13 protein-coding genes are annotated in these 15,944 nt (G+C 71.2%); 3 read left to right on the top strand and 10 right to left on the bottom strand.

The window, feature by feature from the left end; all coding sequences use genetic code 11:
* Positions 1-97: 97 nt before the first annotated feature.
* Positions 98-1,303, top strand: coding sequence for a Rieske 2Fe-2S domain-containing protein (locus ACQPWZ_RS04055; RefSeq protein WP_433570659.1), 1,206 nt, complete (start codon positions 98-100; stop codon positions 1,301-1,303).
* Positions 1,304-1,324: 21 nt separating this feature from the next.
* Here ACQPWZ_RS04055 and ACQPWZ_RS04050 read toward each other — a convergent pair whose 3' ends face one another.
* From ACQPWZ_RS04050 to ACQPWZ_RS04025, 6 genes are all read right to left on the bottom strand, one after another.
* The gene (locus ACQPWZ_RS04050; protein ID WP_433573764.1) at positions 1,325-2,512 is read right to left on the bottom strand and encodes an SGNH/GDSL hydrolase family protein; all 1,188 of its coding nucleotides are present in this window, start codon (positions 2,510-2,512) and stop codon (positions 1,325-1,327) included.
* A 17-nt stretch (positions 2,513-2,529) separates the two neighbouring features.
* Positions 2,530-4,962 carry a glycoside hydrolase family 95 protein gene (locus ACQPWZ_RS04045; protein ID WP_433570658.1) on the bottom strand — a complete coding sequence of 811 codons (2,433 nt, stop codon included), beginning with the start codon at positions 4,960-4,962 and terminating at the stop codon, positions 2,530-2,532.
* 96 nt (positions 4,963-5,058) lie between these two features.
* Positions 5,059-6,912 (bottom strand): alpha-galactosidase D, encoded by a 1,854-nt coding sequence (locus ACQPWZ_RS04040; RefSeq protein ID WP_433570657.1) that lies wholly within the window; start codon positions 6,910-6,912, stop codon positions 5,059-5,061.
* A 7-nt stretch (positions 6,913-6,919) separates the two neighbouring features.
* On the bottom strand, positions 6,920-8,095 hold the full coding sequence (locus ACQPWZ_RS04035; RefSeq protein WP_433570656.1) for an ROK family protein: 1,176 nt from the start codon (positions 8,093-8,095) through the stop codon (positions 6,920-6,922).
* Between the two features lie 258 nt (positions 8,096-8,353).
* Complete coding sequence (locus ACQPWZ_RS04030; RefSeq protein WP_433570655.1) at positions 8,354-9,289, bottom strand: ornithine cyclodeaminase family protein; 936 nt, start codon at positions 9,287-9,289, stop codon at positions 8,354-8,356.
* 157 nt (positions 9,290-9,446) lie between these two features.
* A complete protein-coding gene (locus tag ACQPWZ_RS04025) occupies positions 9,447-9,971 on the bottom strand; it encodes a hypothetical protein (protein WP_433570654.1) in 525 nt (174 codons plus the stop codon).
* Positions 9,972-10,238: 267 nt separating this feature from the next.
* Between ACQPWZ_RS04025 and ACQPWZ_RS04020 the strand changes: the two genes are divergently transcribed.
* Entirely contained in the window at positions 10,239-11,360 is a 1,122-nt protein-coding gene (locus tag ACQPWZ_RS04020) for an XdhC family protein (RefSeq protein WP_433570653.1), read from the top strand.
* Between the two features lie 68 nt (positions 11,361-11,428).
* On the opposite strand, the gene ACQPWZ_RS04015 is transcribed toward ACQPWZ_RS04020, so the two are convergent.
* Complete coding sequence (locus ACQPWZ_RS04015; RefSeq protein WP_433570652.1) at positions 11,429-12,697, bottom strand: FAD-binding protein; 1,269 nt, start codon at positions 12,695-12,697, stop codon at positions 11,429-11,431.
* Positions 12,698-12,867: 170 nt separating this feature from the next.
* Positions 12,868-13,320, bottom strand: a complete 453-nt coding sequence (locus ACQPWZ_RS04010) for an SseB family protein (protein ID WP_340471735.1) — start codon at positions 13,318-13,320, stop codon at positions 12,868-12,870.
* 415 nt (positions 13,321-13,735) lie between these two features.
* Between ACQPWZ_RS04010 and ACQPWZ_RS04005 the strand changes: the two genes are divergently transcribed.
* Positions 13,736-14,161 (top strand): OsmC family peroxiredoxin, encoded by a 426-nt coding sequence (locus ACQPWZ_RS04005; RefSeq protein ID WP_433570651.1) that lies wholly within the window; start codon positions 13,736-13,738, stop codon positions 14,159-14,161.
* Between the two features lie 73 nt (positions 14,162-14,234).
* Here the strand turns inward: ACQPWZ_RS04005 and ACQPWZ_RS04000 are convergent, their stop codons facing one another.
* Complete coding sequence (locus tag ACQPWZ_RS04000; RefSeq protein WP_340471733.1) at positions 14,235-14,474, bottom strand: hypothetical protein; 240 nt, start codon at positions 14,472-14,474, stop codon at positions 14,235-14,237.
* Between the two features lie 186 nt (positions 14,475-14,660).
* Entirely contained in the window at positions 14,661-15,779 is a 1,119-nt protein-coding gene (locus ACQPWZ_RS03995) for a sulfite oxidase (protein WP_433570650.1), read from the bottom strand.
* Positions 15,780-15,944: the final 165 nt, after the last annotated feature.

Raw genomic sequence — 15,944 nt, 5'->3', positions numbered from 1 at the left:
GCAGTGGGCGGGACAGCAGCGGAGCACCTCCGGCGTCCCCTTCCCCTCCCGTTTCCCTCCGGTACCCAATGACCTGCCTGCACGGAGAGGCTCGCTCATGGCCGAGGAACAGTCCGCACCGCAGGGGACAACTGCGTCCGGGGCGACAAACGGCTCGTTCCCCGCGCGCGATCAGGAATTCGGGGCTGTTACCGACCTCCGGCGTACCGGCATCGACCCGAATTTCTGGTATCCGGTCGCCGTCTCGAAGAGTGTCCGGAAGAACAAGACCTTCGCGGCCACCTTCGCCGGTGAGCGGATCGCCCTCTATCGCGGCGCGAGCGGCAAGGTCTACGCGCTGGAGGACCGCTGTGCCCACCGCCAGGTGCCCCTGAGCATGGGCGTCGTGGAGGGCGAGGCCCTCCGCTGCTGCTATCACGCCTGGGCCTATCGCGGAAACGGCCGTATCTCGCAGATTCCCTATCTGCCCAAGGGCGTCGACCGGCCGCCCCGCGGTGTGCGGGCCTATCCGATCCGCGAAGCCTACGGCCTTGTCTTCGTCTTTCCCGGAGACCCGGAAAAGGCGGCCACGACAACGCTTCCCGAACTGCCGGAATTCGCCTCGGCCGGGCACAGGACCATGACGTTCTCGCGAACCGTGCAGTGCCACTACACGTTCATGCACGAGAACCTCCTCGACATGAACCACCAGTTCCTGCACCGGGGCGTCCTCGGCAGGATCCAGCCGCAGCTCCTCGGCTTCGACACCGGTCCGCGGTCGGTGGAGGCCCGGTATCTGTTCGTTCCCGCCGGGGGGAAGAAGGACCGCGGTGCCGGTCTGCTGTCCGCCGAGGGCATCGGCGGCGCCAACTCGCCCGATGTCGTCACCATCCGCACCGAGTACCCCTACCAGACCCTCCAGACGGTTCCGCAGAACGCCGAACTCCCCGCGTTCTCCCTCTGGGTGGCCTATGTACCGACGGACGTCGAGCAGCGCATCACCCACGTCTACGGCCTGCTGATGATCGCGAAGCCGCCGATCCCCGGAGCCCTTCATGCTGCCTGGCCCCTCATCCGCCGTTTCACGGAGCGGGTGTTCGCCCAGGACCGGATGGCGGTCGAGGCGGAGCAGCGGGCCTGGGACGAGCAGGGCGCGGACTGGAACCAGGAGGTCTTCCCCCTGATCCGCGACGTCCGCGACGTGCTGCGCACCAACGGTGTGCCCATCCGCCCCGAGTCCGCACTGTGCGGCGCCGCCGCGTTCTGCGGCAACGCGATGCTCAACGGCGCCGCACCGCACGTCGGTCGGAGCCACGCAGGCTGACCCCGACCGCGCGGCAGATGCTCAGTCGGCGCACTCCAGCGCCGTGAGGTCGATCGCATCGGCCATCGCCTGCATGCCCTTGTCGTTCGGATGCAGATGGTCGCCGCCGTCGAAGGTCGGCAGCAGCCTTTCCCCGTCGTACGGACTTCTCAGCGCCCGGTCGAAGTCGGCCACCGCGTCGAACAGGCCGCCTGCCCGGATGAAGCCGTTGACCTCCTTGCGGACGGCCTCCTCGGCGGGCCCCCATTCGGACCAGCCCTTGAACGGCAGCACCGTTGCGCCCACCACACAGGTGCCCGCCGCCCGGGCCCGGGCGGCGATCTCGCGGTAGCCGGAGATGAGATCGGCGGCCGTCACCCCGGAGTGGGCCTTGATGTCGTTGATCCCCTCGAAGACGACGACGGTCCGCACGCCCGCCTGCGACAGCACGTCCCGGTCGAGGCGGCGCAGGGCGCTCTGTCCGGCACCGTCCGCGAGGACCTTGTTGCCCGAGATCCCCTCGTTCGCCACGCCCCGCACGCTGCCCCCGGCGGCCTGGAGCCGGCCGGCCAGATAGTCGGGCCAGCGGCGGTTCCTGTCCACCGACGACTGCCAGCCGTCGGTGATCGAGTCCCCGAGGGTGACGACGGCACCCGTGCCGGGCGCCGACTCCACGGTGAGTGCGTCGAGATAGAGCCAGGAGCCGCTCTGCTCACCGAAGTTGTCCGCGCCGGTCTCGGCCGCGTGGTCGCCCGTGGCCGCGTACGACGTCTGCAGGGCCATGCCGTGGCCGGTCGCCGGACCGCCCGCGTCCCGGACGTACAGACTGATCGCCAGATCGCTCCGGGCCTTCACCTGCCCCGGCAGCGGGTCGCTGTTGCGGACCTCGCCGGGCGCGAGCGTCACGGACCGGGAGCCGCCGAAGGTCAGCCGCCGGTTGCTCCCGGGCACCAGCGCGGCTCCGTGCGCCGGGACGCCCGCGTAGGCGGCCCCGAAGGTCACCGGCCGGTCCCCGAACGCGTTGGACAGCCGGATCCGCAGCCCCCGTCCGCCCGTGCTGGTGTGGACGACGAGGCGGTGGCTGCGGTCGGCGACGGCGTCGCCCATCCGGTCCGCGCTCGCCGCCCAGGTCACGACCTGCGGGTGCGCGGCAGCCGGTGCCGCGGAAGGTACCGACGAGGCCTGTCCGGGCGGGCAGAGAGCGAGTGCCAGCGCGGGCCCGAGGAGCACGGCCCAGCGCCGGGGCCTCACCCGAAGTCCCGCAGGGTGACGGACTTCCCCGGCCGCAGCGTGACCGTACGGGACGAGCCCCGCCACGACACCGTGGTCGTCCGCCCGCCGACGCTGGTGAGCCGCGCCCGGTCGAGCGTGCCGTCACTCCAGTCGAGATCGACGACGAAGCCGCCCCGGACACCGACACCGGTCACGGACCCCGACGCGGCCCAGGCCCCGGGCAGCGCCGGCAGGAGTTCGACGTGGCCGGGACGCGCATACACGAGCATCTCCATCACGGCCGACGGCGTGCCGAAATTGGCGTCGATCTGGAAGATCCCGCGGCCCTTCTCGACCTCGTAGATGTCGAAGAGGTTCATGGCCGTGCCGTTGACGCCACCGGTGGACGGCCTGAGGTTGTTGGCGAACAACTGGTAGGCGTTCTCCGCCTTCTTCAGGCGCGCCCAGCACAGCGACCGCCAGGCGTTCGCCCAGCCGAAGCTCTCCGTGCCGCGTGCGGTGAGCAGGGCCGTCGCGCCGTCGAGGAGTTCACCGGACACGGCTCCCGGCCGGATACGGTCACCGGGGAACAACCCCATGAGCGGAGAGAGATGACGGTGCGTCGTCTCGCCGAGGTTGTCCGGCGACATCCACTCCTGGAGCCACCCGGTCTTCGCAGACACTTCCGGCAGATACAGCCGCTCCTGCATCGCCCCCACCGTCCGGCTGTAGGCGGCGTCCTTGCCCAGCACGGAACACGCCTGGCGGTACTGGTCGAACAGCGCCCACACCACCTCCTGCGCATAGGTGTTGCCCCGGGTGTCCTGCGGCCCGTGCTCCGGCGACCAGTCCCGGTCCGCCACCAGTACCTCGCGCGGTTCGCCCGTCTCCCGGTCGGTGACCGTCATCGGCACCAGCCGGGTCTCCCAGAACTCGCAGGCGCCCTTCAACAGCGGGTGGATGCGGGCCAGATACGCCCTGTCCAGCGTGTACTCGTAGTGCTCGAACAGCGAGATGCACAGCCAGGCGTTGCCGGGCGGATGCCACCACCACCCGAGGCCGCCGTGCACATTGGTCGAGTACGCAACGGTCCAGCCCGCGACCTTGCCGGAGGTGTTGCGGAAGCGGTTGCGCGGGTCGTTGAACAGCTCCCGGGTGAGCTTGCTCCACGACGGCAGCTGAGCCAGGCAGTAGTCCGCGAGGGCGTCGAAACAGCGCGAGAGTCCGGTGCGGTCGGCCATCCAGTAGTTCATCTGGATGTTGACGTCGCTGTGGTAATCGCCCATCCAGTCCGGGTCGTTGCCGTCCAGCCACAGGCCCTGGAGGTTGAGCGGAAGTCCGTCCCGCGATCCCGAGATCATGAGGTAGCGGCCGTACTGGACGTACAACGCCTCCAGTTCCGGGTCCGGTTCGGCGTTCTCCGTACGGGCCTTCAGCCGTTCCCAGGTGTCGAGACGCCGCTGCTCGTCCGTCGACTCCCCGAGGGAGAGACTCATCCGGTCGAACAGGGTCCGGTAGTCGGCCACATGGGTGTGCAGCAGCGCCACGGAGGGCTGCCGGGCGGCGGCCGCCACCTTCGTCCGGGCGAGTGCTGCCGGGTCCAGATCCGGATCGCGGTAGTCCTGGGCCGCGTCGGGCGCGTAGTTCGTACCGCCGGAGACGACGACCGTGAGCTCCGAGCAGCGGGAGAAGGTGATCCGACCGCCCTGCACCGAGACGGAGCCGCCCCGGCCGGTCGCGGTGACGGCCGCGCCGTAGCGCAGCCCGTTGTCGAACGCGTCGCCGAACCAGAGCGTGTCCCGTGAACCGTCCGCCTTCGTCGTCTCGCCGTGCGTGCCGTCGAGACCGATGGAGCCGGTGTACCGGCCGCCGCCGCGCTGGGTGAGGCGGATGACGATCACGTCGTCGGGGTGACTTGCGTAGATCTGGCGCTCGTACGTCACGCCCGCGCGGGTGTACTGGGCGCTGACCAGGCCCTGGCTGAGGTCGAGGCTGCGACGGTAGCCGGAGACACTCTGGAGTTCGTGGTCCGGTATGTCGATCGAGAGATGCGTGAGCTGGGTGAAGCTCCCGAAGTTCTCGCGCGCGTAGGGGAATTGGCCGTCCTGGTCGAGTGTGCCGTTCCGGTGTCCCGTCCACAGCGTGGCATCGGTGAGGTAGACCAGCTCGCGGCCGGGGTCGCTGCTCACGAGTGCGCCGATCCGGCCGTTGCCGACCGGGAGGGCCTGCTCGATCATCTTCCGCTCACCGGCCGGAGCGCGGTACCACATCCGGGTCGTCGCACCGGGGGGGAGCATCGGGGAGACGGCGGGCCGGACCGGGGCCGCGGTGGCGGTGAAGGCGGGGAGTCCGCCGAGAGCGGTCGCCGTACCGAGGGCGGTGGCGAGGGAGAGGAATCCCCGGCGGCTGGGCTGTGCGGGTCTGTGCGGGTGCTGGTCGTCCACGAGGCACTCCGGTGATCGGGGCATGACAGGGCGGGGGGTTGACGAGGAGGACCGCACGAGACGTGGGGCCTCGGGGGAGAGCGGGCGGCCGGGGGAGGTCAGGCGCCCCCGGCCGCCGGTTCAGGACCGCTGCTCCTGCGGGACGTCGATCCGGTCGATGTCGGGCGAGTAGCCGGAACCGCTGTCGAACGTGATCGTGTTGCTGCCGGCCTTCAGCGTGACGGGGACGCTGATCCTCTCGGCCGCGCCCCAGCCGCCGCTGGACGGGAAGTCCCAGGTGGCACCGGGCGCGCCGTTCGCGCCGACCCGGATCTGCCGCGGGTCTCCGGAGGTGTAGGAGACGTTGAGGACATAGGTGCCGGCCTTCTTGACGACGACCTCGTTGAAGCGGAGCGAGCCGCCGACGTACAGGTTGCCGACCTTCTTGCCGCCCGAGCACTCGTCGCAGCCGGCGACGGACGCGCTGCCGGCGAGCGTGTTGGCCGGGGCCTCCGCCTCGTAGGCCGTCATCGTCGGCGCGGGTCCGCCCGGCTGTACGACGAACAGCCGTGAGCCGTGGGCGGGTACGGCCTGGGTGATGCCGCCGTTGTACCGGCCGAGGTTCTCCTTGTTCCACACATCGCGCACGGAAGCCCGGCCGCCGAAGCCGAGGCTGGACCAGTCGGCCGTGACCGCGGCCGGTGTGTCACCCAGGTTGAACAGGGCGACCGTGTACGTCCCGTCCGGGTTCTTCGCGCCCCACACCTGACGGTCACCCGCGGTCAGCGGCCGGGCCGCCGGCGAGGCCTGCTGATTGAGCTTCAGCACCTCGCGGTTGGTGAGGAGGGAGAGGCCGTAGGAGTCCAGCCCGGTGATGTCATCACCCGTGTACAGCGGCGACTTGGAGATCGCCCACAGGGTCATGTAGCTCTGGCGCTCGGCCTTGGTCAGCCCGTCCATCGCACCGTTGCCGACGTTAAGGGAGTCCAGGTCGTTGAAGCCGCCGGGGCCCCCGTGCCGGGTCCAGGCCGGGGTGTCGCGCCACCGGTCCTCGACGGAGTTGTCCCAGGTCACCAGCGTGTTGCAGTAGCACTCGACATCGGTGTCGATACGCCAGCCGTTGGAGTGCTTCTTCCAGTCGGCTATGTAGTTGACGTCCAGCGACCACGAGAGTTCGAGGTGGATGGGGCGCCCGGCGGTGGCGATGGCCTGCTTCCACGCGGCGATGTCGGCACGGTTGTCGTAGTTGTCACCGCTCTTGAAAGAGCCGGGGCCGACGCCGTCGATCTTGAGAAAGTCGTAGCCCCAGTCGGCGAACAGCTGCGCCTGGGAGTCGATGTACTTCTGGGCGCAGGCCTGCGAGAAGTCGATCTTGTACGCACTGTCCCAGCCGTTCGTGGTGCGCAGATCGCTGTGGACGATGTCGCCGGTGGTGCAGCCGGGGGCGTTCCAGACGGGCACCTTGCCCTCGCCGTAGGCCTCCTTCTCCAGGCCGACCGGCAGATAGATGCCCGCCTTGAGGCCCTTGCGGTGCAGGCGGTCGGCCACCGCCTTCATCCCGCTCGGGAATCGCTCGGGGTCGGCCTGCTGCCGACCGTACGCGTCGAAGTGCGGCTTCCATTGCCAGTCGCGCCACCAGCCGGCGTCGATGTTGACGTACTCGTAGCCGTAGGGCTTGAGCTTGGCGGCCATGGCGTCCGCCTGCTTGAGCACGTTGGCCTCGGTCAGATAGCTGTAGTCACCCCGCGGGTTGAGGCCGGGGTACTTGCTGGACTGCATGGACCAGCTGGTCCATCCCATGTACGGCTTCTGCGCGAGGGCGTCCTGTGCGGGGGCTTCCTGCGTACGTGCATCCTGCGTCGCGGGCGCGGCGGGGATCGTGGCGGCCGCTCTCTGTGCCGATGCCGTGGGTCCGGTGGGGGGCGCGGCCGAGGTGAGGGCCGTGGCGACGGCGAGTGCCACGGCTCCTGAGGTGAACGCTGCGGGGGACAGCATGGGGCTCCTATCGGGGTTCGGATCCGATGAACGTCTGAATCGCGGCGGCCGCGGCCCCCCGGGCCCATTCCTCGAAGGGCAGCGGACGGGTCGTCACCTCGCACCGGGCGGCGGCCCCGAAGGCCGCCGCCCCGAAGGCGTCACGAATGTGCTCGGCGAACAGGTCGTACGCCGCGAGTCCCTCGCCCGAGATGATCACGCGCTCGGGTCCGAGCAGATTGACCACGGCCCCGATCGCCCGCCCGATCGCCTCACCGGCCCGGGCGTATGCCTCCCGGGCGCCCGCGGTGCCCGCATGGGCCAGTTGGAGGGCTTCGGCGGAGTCGGCCACCGGACGGCCGGTGTCCTCCCGGATGCGCCGCAGAATCGCGGAGTCCGAGGCGATCGCCTCGACGCAGCCGGTGTTGCCGCAGTGACAGAGGGGCCCCTGCGGGTCGATGGGGAGATGGCCGATCTCACCGGCCACACCGTGCGAGCCGGAGACCACACGGCCGTCGACCACGAGTCCGCAGCCGATACCGGCGCCGACCGTGACGACGGCGAAGTTCGCGCAGCCGACGCCCCCGCCGAACCACTGCTCGGCGATCGTCAGCGCGCGGACATCGTTGTCGACGGTCACCGGGAGCTTTGTCGCCGCCGACACCAGCTCGGCCAGCGCGATGTCGCGCCAGCCGAGGAAGGGGGAGTAGTGCACGACCCCGGCGGAGCGGTCGACGTCCCCGGACACGGCGACGCCGACCCCCTGCACCGCGACTCCGAGGCCCTGCGCCTCGGCGACCAACTCCTCGGTCAGCGCGGTGATGAGCCCGATGACATCGGCCGGCCGCTGCGTGGTGAACGGGGCGTGGCGCGCGGTCCTGATGCGACAGCACAGATCCGTCAGTACGGCGATGACCTCGTCGCCGGTCACCTTGACGCCGATGAACAGGGCCCGGCCGCCGTCGACCTGTACGGGATTGGCGGGGCGTCCGACCGACGCGCGCACGCCGTCGTCCTCGGTCTCGATCACATAGCCCGCCTCGATCAGCGGGCGGACCGCCTTGGTCACGGCGGCGGAGGAGAGTCCGGTGCGGCGGGCGAGTTCGACCCGGGTGAGCGGGCCCTGGGAGAGCACGGTGATGAAGATGGCGGAGGCGGCCGGGGTGGCCACCGGGAACGTCTCCACACGGTACGTCGACGGCATGGCGGGAAACGTAGGTGAGTTAATTTCCGCTGTCAATAAAAGAAACCGAAACCGTGGGAAGAGACGCCGCTGGGGCGGTGACGCCGTCAAATGCCTGGTCCAGCAGCAGAGTTGTCAGACGATTCCGGCGGCGGTGCCCGCGATGGGCGGAACCCTTCGATGTGTCTGCGATGCGCGCGGGCAGGCAAGGCCTGTGCGCGCGCCCGCGACGGGCGGGGGGTCCGACGGCCGGGTCGGTCAACGCCCCACCCCGCGCGGTCAGTTGCGCAGAGCCTCGTACGCCACGCCGGCGAGGACCAGGTCCTCCCACGCCATCCCGACGCTCTTGAACATGCGCGGCCGGGAGTCGTCGGGACGTGCCTCACCGCGCGCGAGCCCGGCGAAGGTCACGAGCTCGTCCGGATCCAGCGCTCCCGACTCGACCGCGAGCACGACATCGCCGGCCTCGCGGAGCGCGGCGGACCGCGCCTCCACCACCACGGTCGAGCGACGCACGGTCTCGTCGTCCACCTCGCGTGCGTCGCGCTCGTGGGACCCGACGGCGACGACCGTCGCCCGCGCGGGCAGTGCCGATCCGTCGAACAGGGGAGTACGAGCGGTGGTGCAGCAGGCCACCAGGTCCGCGTCCGCCACCGCGTCCGGGGTCCCGGCCTCGACGACCACGTCCGCTGCTGCCTCGTACTGCCCCAGGAAGCGCGCCAGCCGCTGCGGGTCGCGGCCGACGACCGTGATCTGCCGCAGCGGCCGGATCGCCCGCAGAGCCTCGACATGACTGTGCGCCTGGGGTCCGGTACCGAAGACGACCAGGCGTTCCGCGTCGGGCACGGCGAGCAGGTCCGCCGCGGCGGCCGACACCGCCGCGGTGCGTACGGCGGTCAGCGCGATCCCGTCGAGCACGGCGACCGGGCCGAGCGTCTCGGCATCGAGCAGCAGATAGCTGCCCTGGATGCGGGGGAGTCCGCGGTCCGGGTTGGCCGGTGCGACGGAGGCGATCTTGACGCCCGCATACCGTGCGGCGTGCGACGGCATCAGCAGCAGCTGTCCGTGCTCGACGGGGACCACGGACCGGGCGGGATCGGCCTCCGGGTCCAGTCCGTCGCGCAGAGCCTGCTGGAGGGCGGCGATCGCCGACGCCATGGGAAGTGCGGTGCGTACCGCGTGAGCGTCGAAGAAGGCGATCGTGCCGTCGTTCATCCGGTCCTCCGGGGGAGAGCTGCCCTGCCTGCGTGCCTGCGTGCCTGCGTGCCTGCGTGCGGCGCGGCGGACGCCGGAGCGGTCGGCCCCGGCGTCGCACCCGTCCTGACGCGGACAGTCTCGACCGTGTCGGGCTCCTTTCGCGACCGCACAGTCCTCAGGCGCGGTCGGGCCCCTGCTCCCGTACCTCCTCGACATGCCGGAGCGAGTCGCGCAGATCGGTCAGCCAGGTGTCCGCGTTGCGCTGGACCAGGCGGACGCACCAGGCGAGGGCATCGCTGCGGCTGCGGGCCACACCCGCGGCGATCAGTGTGTCCAGGAGCTGCCGCTCCGGCTGGCGCAGCCGGGTCATCGTCGGCGCGGAGACGGTGGTGAACATGGTCCGCAGGTCGCCGCACTCGACGCCCCACGAGACCTTGCGCCCGAACTTCCGCTCCGCCTGCCGTGCGACCTGCACCCGGTCGTCGCGGGTGCGCTCCCTGAACTCCGCGGCACGGCCTTCCTGCGCCGCTTCCCGTTCCGCGGGCGAGACATCGTCGGCGAGCTCCGGCTCGGGTGTCCGGCCGACGACGGTGATCTCCTCGCGGTCCACAGTCACTTCCAGGAGCTCGGTGAAGAGCCCGTCGGGCAGTCGCCCGGCGAACCAGCCCCGCAGCACCTGTTCCTGCTCTTGAGTGATCATGTAATTCAGATTACATCCGTGCTGAGGGGAGGGGGAGAGGGATCAGCCCAGGGCGTAACCGGCGCCGGGATGCCGGTGGATCACCGCCCGGCAACGGCTCGCGCACCCTGGCGGCCGGTCCTAAGGTGGCGACTGTGAGAGCGGAACGGCATATCTCTGCTGCCCCCGCCGCCGGGATGCCCGACACCCCGAGTCCCGTCGCGGCATCGAGCGGCGACGGCACGGCCGCGCCGGAACGGCCGGCGGCCGTGGTGAGAGGTGCGGCCCATGCGTGAGATCCTCCCGACGCTCCGTCAGTGGTACGAGGCCGGTGCCGGCTTCGGTCTCGCCACCGTCGTCGCCGTCAGCCGCAGCGCACCCCGGGGTCCCGGCGCGTCGATGGCGGTGGGACCGGACGACCAGGTCGTCGGCAGTGTCTCCGGGGGATGCGTCGAGGGCGCCGTCTTCGAACTGGCCAAGGAGGTCGCCGAAAGCGGCCTGACCCGCTTGGAGACCTTCGGATACACCGACGAGGACGCGTTCGCCGTGGGCCTCACCTGCGGAGGCGAGATCACCGTGCTCGTACGCCCGGTGTCGGCGGCCACCGACCCGTCCTTCGGTGAGGTCGCGGCATCGGTCGCCGACCACCGCCCCGTGGTGGTCGCCACCGTCGTCGACGGCCCCGCCGCACGTGGCGCAGCCCTGGCCGTCTGGCCGGACAGCGTGTCGGGCTCGCTGGGCTCCACGGGACTCGACGCCGCGGTCACCGACGACGCCCGCGGCGAACTGGCCCAGGGCGCGACCGGCCGACGCCACTACGGCCCGCACGGCGAGCGACGCGTGGACGACGTCACGGTCTTCCTGCACTCCTTCGCCCCACCACCCCGGATGCTGGTCTTCGGCGCCATCGACTTCGCGGCCGCGGTGGCGGGGATCGGAGCCTTTCTGGGCTACCGGGTCACGGTGTGCGACGCCCGCCCGGTCTTCGCGGACCCACGTCGCTTCCCCGACGGCGTCGAGGTCGTCGTCGACTGGCCGCACCGCTATCTGCGCACGACCGGGACGGACGACCGGACGGTGCTCTGCGTCCTGACCCACGACCCCAAGTTCGACGTACCGCTCCTGGAGGTCGCCCTGCGTTCACCGGCCTCGTACATCGGCGTCATGGGCAGCCGCCGCACGCACGAGGACCGTATGGCACGCCTGCGGGAGCGGGGCCTGACCGAGGACGAACTGGCCCGCCTCCACTCACCGATCGGCCTCGACCTCGGCGCCCGCACACCGGAGGAGGTGGCGGTCTCGGTCGCGGCGGAGATCGTCGCCCTGCGCTGGGGCGGCACGGGCACACCGCTGGCACGGACGGCGGGGGCGATTCACGGGGCGCGGACGCCGGGGCTGAAGTCGGTCTGAGGGGCAACGGCAGTGCGGCCGTTGGAGTGCCGCTCGGCAGGACAGGGTCACCCCCGGCGTACGCTGCCTCAGGCACCCGGCCGGCTGAAACCCGCCAGGCACCCCCGTACGAACGCATTGCGAAACGTCCCGGCCGGATCCAGCCTGTCCGCAAGCGCCGCGAAATCGCCCAAGTGCGGGTAGCGCGCCGGCAGTTCCGTCGGCGGTACGCCGAAGACCTTGCCCCAGTGCGGTCGCGGCGCGAAAGGCGACAGGCGTTCTTCGACCAGGGCGACCACCGGCAGGACCACCGCCGTGTCCGGGACCCAGGTGAAATGGAAGGCGACCGTGTCGCGGCCCTGCGCCGGGCTGAGCCACTGGGTGTCGGCGGCGACCGTGCGTACCTCGCAGATCTGGAGGACCGGGGCCAGCGCGGTGCGTACGGAGTCCAGCTCCCGCAGCGCGGCGAGTGCGTCGGACCGGGGAAGCAGGTACTCCGACTGGAGTTCGGCGCCGCTGCTCGGAGTGAACTCGGCGCGGAAATGCGGCAGTCGCTCGTGCCACGGCCCGGGTGCGCCCAGCTGCGGAGTGCAGTTGACCGCGGGCATGCCGGGGACGGGATGAAGGTGTTCCGTCGCCGCGGCTGCCGAAGAAACGCCCGGCACGTCGAGAGCCGGTCCGTCGGAGCGCCGTTTGAACCACGCCTGAGTGAAGCGTGACTCGCGCCAGTCGGTGAAGAGGCTCACGCTGTACGCCGCCGAGCTCACCGCCTCGAAGTCCAGCCCCGCCAGCGGCAGATCGGTGAAGACGTGCTGGCTCACTTCGAACTCCGGCTCCAGATCGAGCGTGAGCGCGGTGACGACGCCCAGGGCGCCCAGCGAGACCACAGCGCCGTCGAAACCGGCGTCGCCGCGGCGCATCACGAGCGAGGAGCCGTCGGCGGTGACCAGTTCCACGGCGCCCACCGCCGATGACAGCGGATGGTTGGCGTTGCCGGAACCGTGTGTGCCGGTCGCGACCGAGCCCGCCACCGAGATGTGCGGGAGCGAGGCCAGATTGGGCAGCGCCAGTCCGCGACCGTGGACGAGCCGCGTCAGTTCCGCGTACCGCACACCGCCCCCGACGCGCACCGTACGGGCCGCCGCGTCGACCTCCACGGAGGACGGGAACCGCGCGAGGGACAGCAGCGTCCCGCCCGGACCGTCGACGTCGGCGATCGTGTTGAACGAGTGTCCGCTGCCGAGGACCCGCACCTGGGTGCTGCCGGCGACCAGCGTGCGCAGCTCGTCGAGCGATTCGGGGGTGTGCAGCTGAGCCGTCGAAAAGGTGATGTTCCCTGCCCAGTTGGTCACACCCATGCCCGTAGTCCTCCCGGAAGCCCTTTTTCGTCAGTGCGCCGGCGGGCATGCTCCCATGCGGTCGTACGGCCGCGCTGCGACCGGGGTCTCTCCGGCGCCGACGTGTCCGCGCCGCCCTCCTCGGGCGTGCCGTTCTCTTCCGGCGCGCCGTCCTCCTCCGACGTGCCCTCCTACGCCGATGCGCCGCCCTGCTCGGGCATGCCGGTCTGGCCGTTGCGCCGCGTGACCATGGGGAGCGCACGCACCAGGTCGGCCGGGAGGGTGAGGCCTTCCTCGGAGGACGGATTGACGGCGAGCCACAGGTCGTCCGCCGGCCAGTTGGCGGCCAGGTCGACGACAGGGATGCGCACCGCGCTCTCGGGGTCTCCGCCGACCGCCAGCAGCGCGTCCTCCGTCGTGAAGACCGGGATGTACCGCGTGCCGTCCTGTTCGATCACCGGCAGCGCGATGGCACCCTCGGGACGTTCCTCCTCGCCTTCGGCCGGCGGCGCCTGCGGCAGCAGGGCCACGCTGTTCGCGAGATCGATGAGCGCGGCCTGCGTGTCCGCCGTGTCCGCCGCGGACGGGGTCTCCTCGGGGGAGGGTGTCGGGGGCCCGTGCTCGTCGGGGGTCGAGGGGGTCATGGCCAGTCCTCTCGTCGGCGTTGCGTAGCGCCCGTCCGCCGAATGCGGGTGGACGCGGGTTGCCTCTGTCGCCGCCGGATGCCGCCCAGCGGCGCAGGGCCGGGGCAAGCGTGGCAATACGTCAAGGCTAAGCCGCCGGGCGCCGAGTGCGAAGTCGACGATCACCGCGTCCGGTGGGCCAGGGCCCCGACCAACGGATCCCGGCGGTCGGCCCACTCGACAGCGCCTGCCCATGAGGCTCAGGCGGCCTCGTAGGGCCCCACCGGCTCACGACGGCCCGCGCACCGCCGCCCGGCGTACAGCCCATGCACCGACGCCCGGCGAGTGCGAGCGCCCCGGCGCGTCGATGGCCCGGTCCGGCCGCCGCAGGGCGGACGATCTGGGAGACGTCGTCCATACACAGGAGGCATTCTTCGTGGCCACCACACGCAACGCGCACACCGAGTGGGAAGGCGAACTGCTCAAGGGCTTCGGGGAGGTCACGTTCGACTCGTCGGGCATCGGCCACTTCCCCGTGAACTGGGCTTCTCGTGCCGAGGAGCCGCATGGGAAGACGAGCCCGGAGGAACTGATCGCCGCCGCTCACTCCAGCTGTTTCTCGATGGCCCTGTCGAACATCCTCACGAAGGCCGGTACGCCTCCGACGATGCTCACGACGAAGGCCGCGGTGACGTTCGAGCCGGGCCCCGGGATCACCGGCATCCACCTCACGGTGACGGGCCAGGTGCCGGGTACGGACGAGGCCGCCTTCAAGGCGGCGGCCGAGGACGCGAAGGCCAATTGCCCGGTCAGCAAGGCTCTCACCGGCACCAAGATCACGCTCACTGCCGCGCTCGACTGACGCTGCGATCCTGCGTGCGCCGCCGCCGCCCGCCCCCCGGGCGGCGGCCCGCCCCGGGGCCGTGGGAGCGCCGTCAGGGAACCCACTTGTACTTGCCGCCGCCGACCCATCTCACCTGGGCGGGGTCGTCCAGATCGATGTGCTTCAGCCCCGCGCTGTACGCCAGGTCGAGCAACTCCACGAGATCGCGGGCGATGCCGGCCAGTTCCCCGTTGATCTCGACGGAGCGGAACGGCGGGTCGCCCGGCATGACGGGGTGGACCACGATCGGCGGGGGCCAGGGGCTCCGCGCCTCATCCTCAGGGGTGGTCATCCTGACCGACCGGGACGATTGGGCATCACAGCTCCCTGATGCAACCGTGGTTCATCGGACGCAGGGTGCGCGTACGCAACGCAAGTGCGTGTATGAGGTCCATTTTAGAAGCGCCGCTGCTCACCGCACCTCGGGCGCGGGCGGAGCCTCCCGGAGCCGGTGCCCCCATCGGCCCGTCGGCGCGGATCAGTCCGGCGGCAGGCACAGGACCGGAATCCGCTGGACGGCGTTGTTGCCGAAGCCGCCGCGGTTCCACGGCTGCGTCAGCGGCTGGACATGGCCCTCGGCGTCGCCTGCGCGGACACTGAGCACATACCTGCCGGGTGCGGCGTTCCACCACGTACGCCAGCGCCGCCACGCCCAGGCGTGTTCGCCTGGAGGGTCGACTTCCGCCGCGCGCCAGCTTCGGCCGTCGTCGGTGCTCACCTCGACCGCGGTCACGGGTGCCCTGCCGGACCACGCCCGGCCCTCCAGGAGGACGCGACCGGGCCTCAGCACGCGCGCACGGGACATGAAATCCGGGAAACCCGGCGGGATCATCAGGGCCCGCGGGGCGATCCGCGTGACCGCCTCGCCGGGCTCGTCGGCCGACTGCCGGTAGCGGTAGGCCACCGCCTGCTGGAATCCCGTGAACGGCGTTGCGGTGACGTCGATGTCGCGCAGCCATTTCACCTGCGCCATGCCGTACCAGCCGGGCACCACCAGCCGCAGGGGGTAGCCGTGCTGCGGCGGCAGCGGGCAGCCGTTCATCTCGTAGGCCACCAGCACGTCGGGGTCGTCGCCGGTGGCCACCGCCAACGGCAGGCTCCGCTGGTAGTCCTGTTCCACACCCCGCTCGATGCCGTGGTCGGCGCCGGTGAACACCGCCTCCACGGCATCCGCCGCCGGTCCCGCCTCGGCCAGGAGCACCCGCAGCGGAACGCCCGTCCAGTCGGCGGTTCCGACCGCCTCGACCAGCCACGGCTGGCTGACCGGCCGGGGTGAGAGTCGGGCGCGACCGTTGCCGGCGCACTCCATCGTCACGCGGTGGGTGACGGCCGGGAAGGACCGCAGGGCGTCGGTGCCGAGGGTCAGCGGGGTGCGGACCAGCCCGTTCACGGTCAGCTCCCACCCCTCGGCAGCGGCGGCCGGAATGTCGTAGTGGGTCAGTACGTAGTGCAGTCCGGGCGGGGTCACGTCGTCGCGCATGGCTTCCAGCGGCAACCCGTGGTTCCGGGCCGCGAGCGCCAGTTCCTCCAGGCCGATGCCTTCGCCGGGCTCGGCCACCCGTGCCGGCCCGCTGGCCCGGCCGATGTGTCCGTCCATGACCCCATGGTGCTCTTCCACGGCAGGGCGGGCGCCTCGTGGGGCGGCGGGGTTTGCGGCGTTCCCCGGACGGCGGGACCCTGGATGTACGAGTCACGTGGACACCTGAGAGGCCCTGACCGCGCGTCGGTTGCGGGCCATGCGCCCGTCGGCGGGGACCACGAC

It is taken from the genome of Streptomyces sp. CA-251247 (assembly GCF_050952975.1).
Taxonomy (GTDB): domain Bacteria; phylum Actinomycetota; class Actinomycetes; order Streptomycetales; family Streptomycetaceae; genus Streptomyces; species Streptomyces achmelvichensis.
This window is presented reverse-complemented; position numbering and strand designations above follow the sequence as displayed.

What these genes read in the sequence shown, in the direction of transcription:
- ACQPWZ_RS04055 (WP_433570659.1), top strand. Translation starts at nt 98, where the DNA reads ATGGCCGAGGAACAGTCCGCACCGCAGGGGACAACTGCGTCCGGGGCG.
- ACQPWZ_RS04045 (WP_433570658.1), bottom strand. Translation starts at nt 4,962, where the DNA reads ATGCCCCGATCACCGGAGTGCCTCGTGGACGACCAGCACCCGCACAGA.
- ACQPWZ_RS04040 (WP_433570657.1), bottom strand. Translation starts at nt 6,912, where the DNA reads ATGCTGTCCCCCGCAGCGTTCACCTCAGGAGCCGTGGCACTCGCCGTC.
- ACQPWZ_RS04035 (WP_433570656.1), bottom strand. Translation starts at nt 8,095, where the DNA reads ATGCCGTCGACGTACCGTGTGGAGACGTTCCCGGTGGCCACCCCGGCC.
- ACQPWZ_RS04030 (WP_433570655.1), bottom strand. Translation starts at nt 9,289, where the DNA reads ATGAACGACGGCACGATCGCCTTCTTCGACGCTCACGCGGTACGCACC.
- ACQPWZ_RS04025 (WP_433570654.1), bottom strand. Translation starts at nt 9,971, where the DNA reads ATGATCACTCAAGAGCAGGAACAGGTGCTGCGGGGCTGGTTCGCCGGG.
- ACQPWZ_RS04020 (WP_433570653.1), top strand. Translation starts at nt 10,239, where the DNA reads ATGCGTGAGATCCTCCCGACGCTCCGTCAGTGGTACGAGGCCGGTGCC.
- ACQPWZ_RS04015 (WP_433570652.1), bottom strand. Translation starts at nt 12,697, where the DNA reads ATGGGTGTGACCAACTGGGCAGGGAACATCACCTTTTCGACGGCTCAG.
- ACQPWZ_RS04010 (WP_340471735.1), bottom strand. Translation starts at nt 13,320, where the DNA reads ATGACCCCCTCGACCCCCGACGAGCACGGGCCCCCGACACCCTCCCCC.
- ACQPWZ_RS04000 (WP_340471733.1), bottom strand. Translation starts at nt 14,474, where the DNA reads ATGACCACCCCTGAGGATGAGGCGCGGAGCCCCTGGCCCCCGCCGATC.
- ACQPWZ_RS03995 (WP_433570650.1), bottom strand. Translation starts at nt 15,779, where the DNA reads ATGGACGGACACATCGGCCGGGCCAGCGGGCCGGCACGGGTGGCCGAG.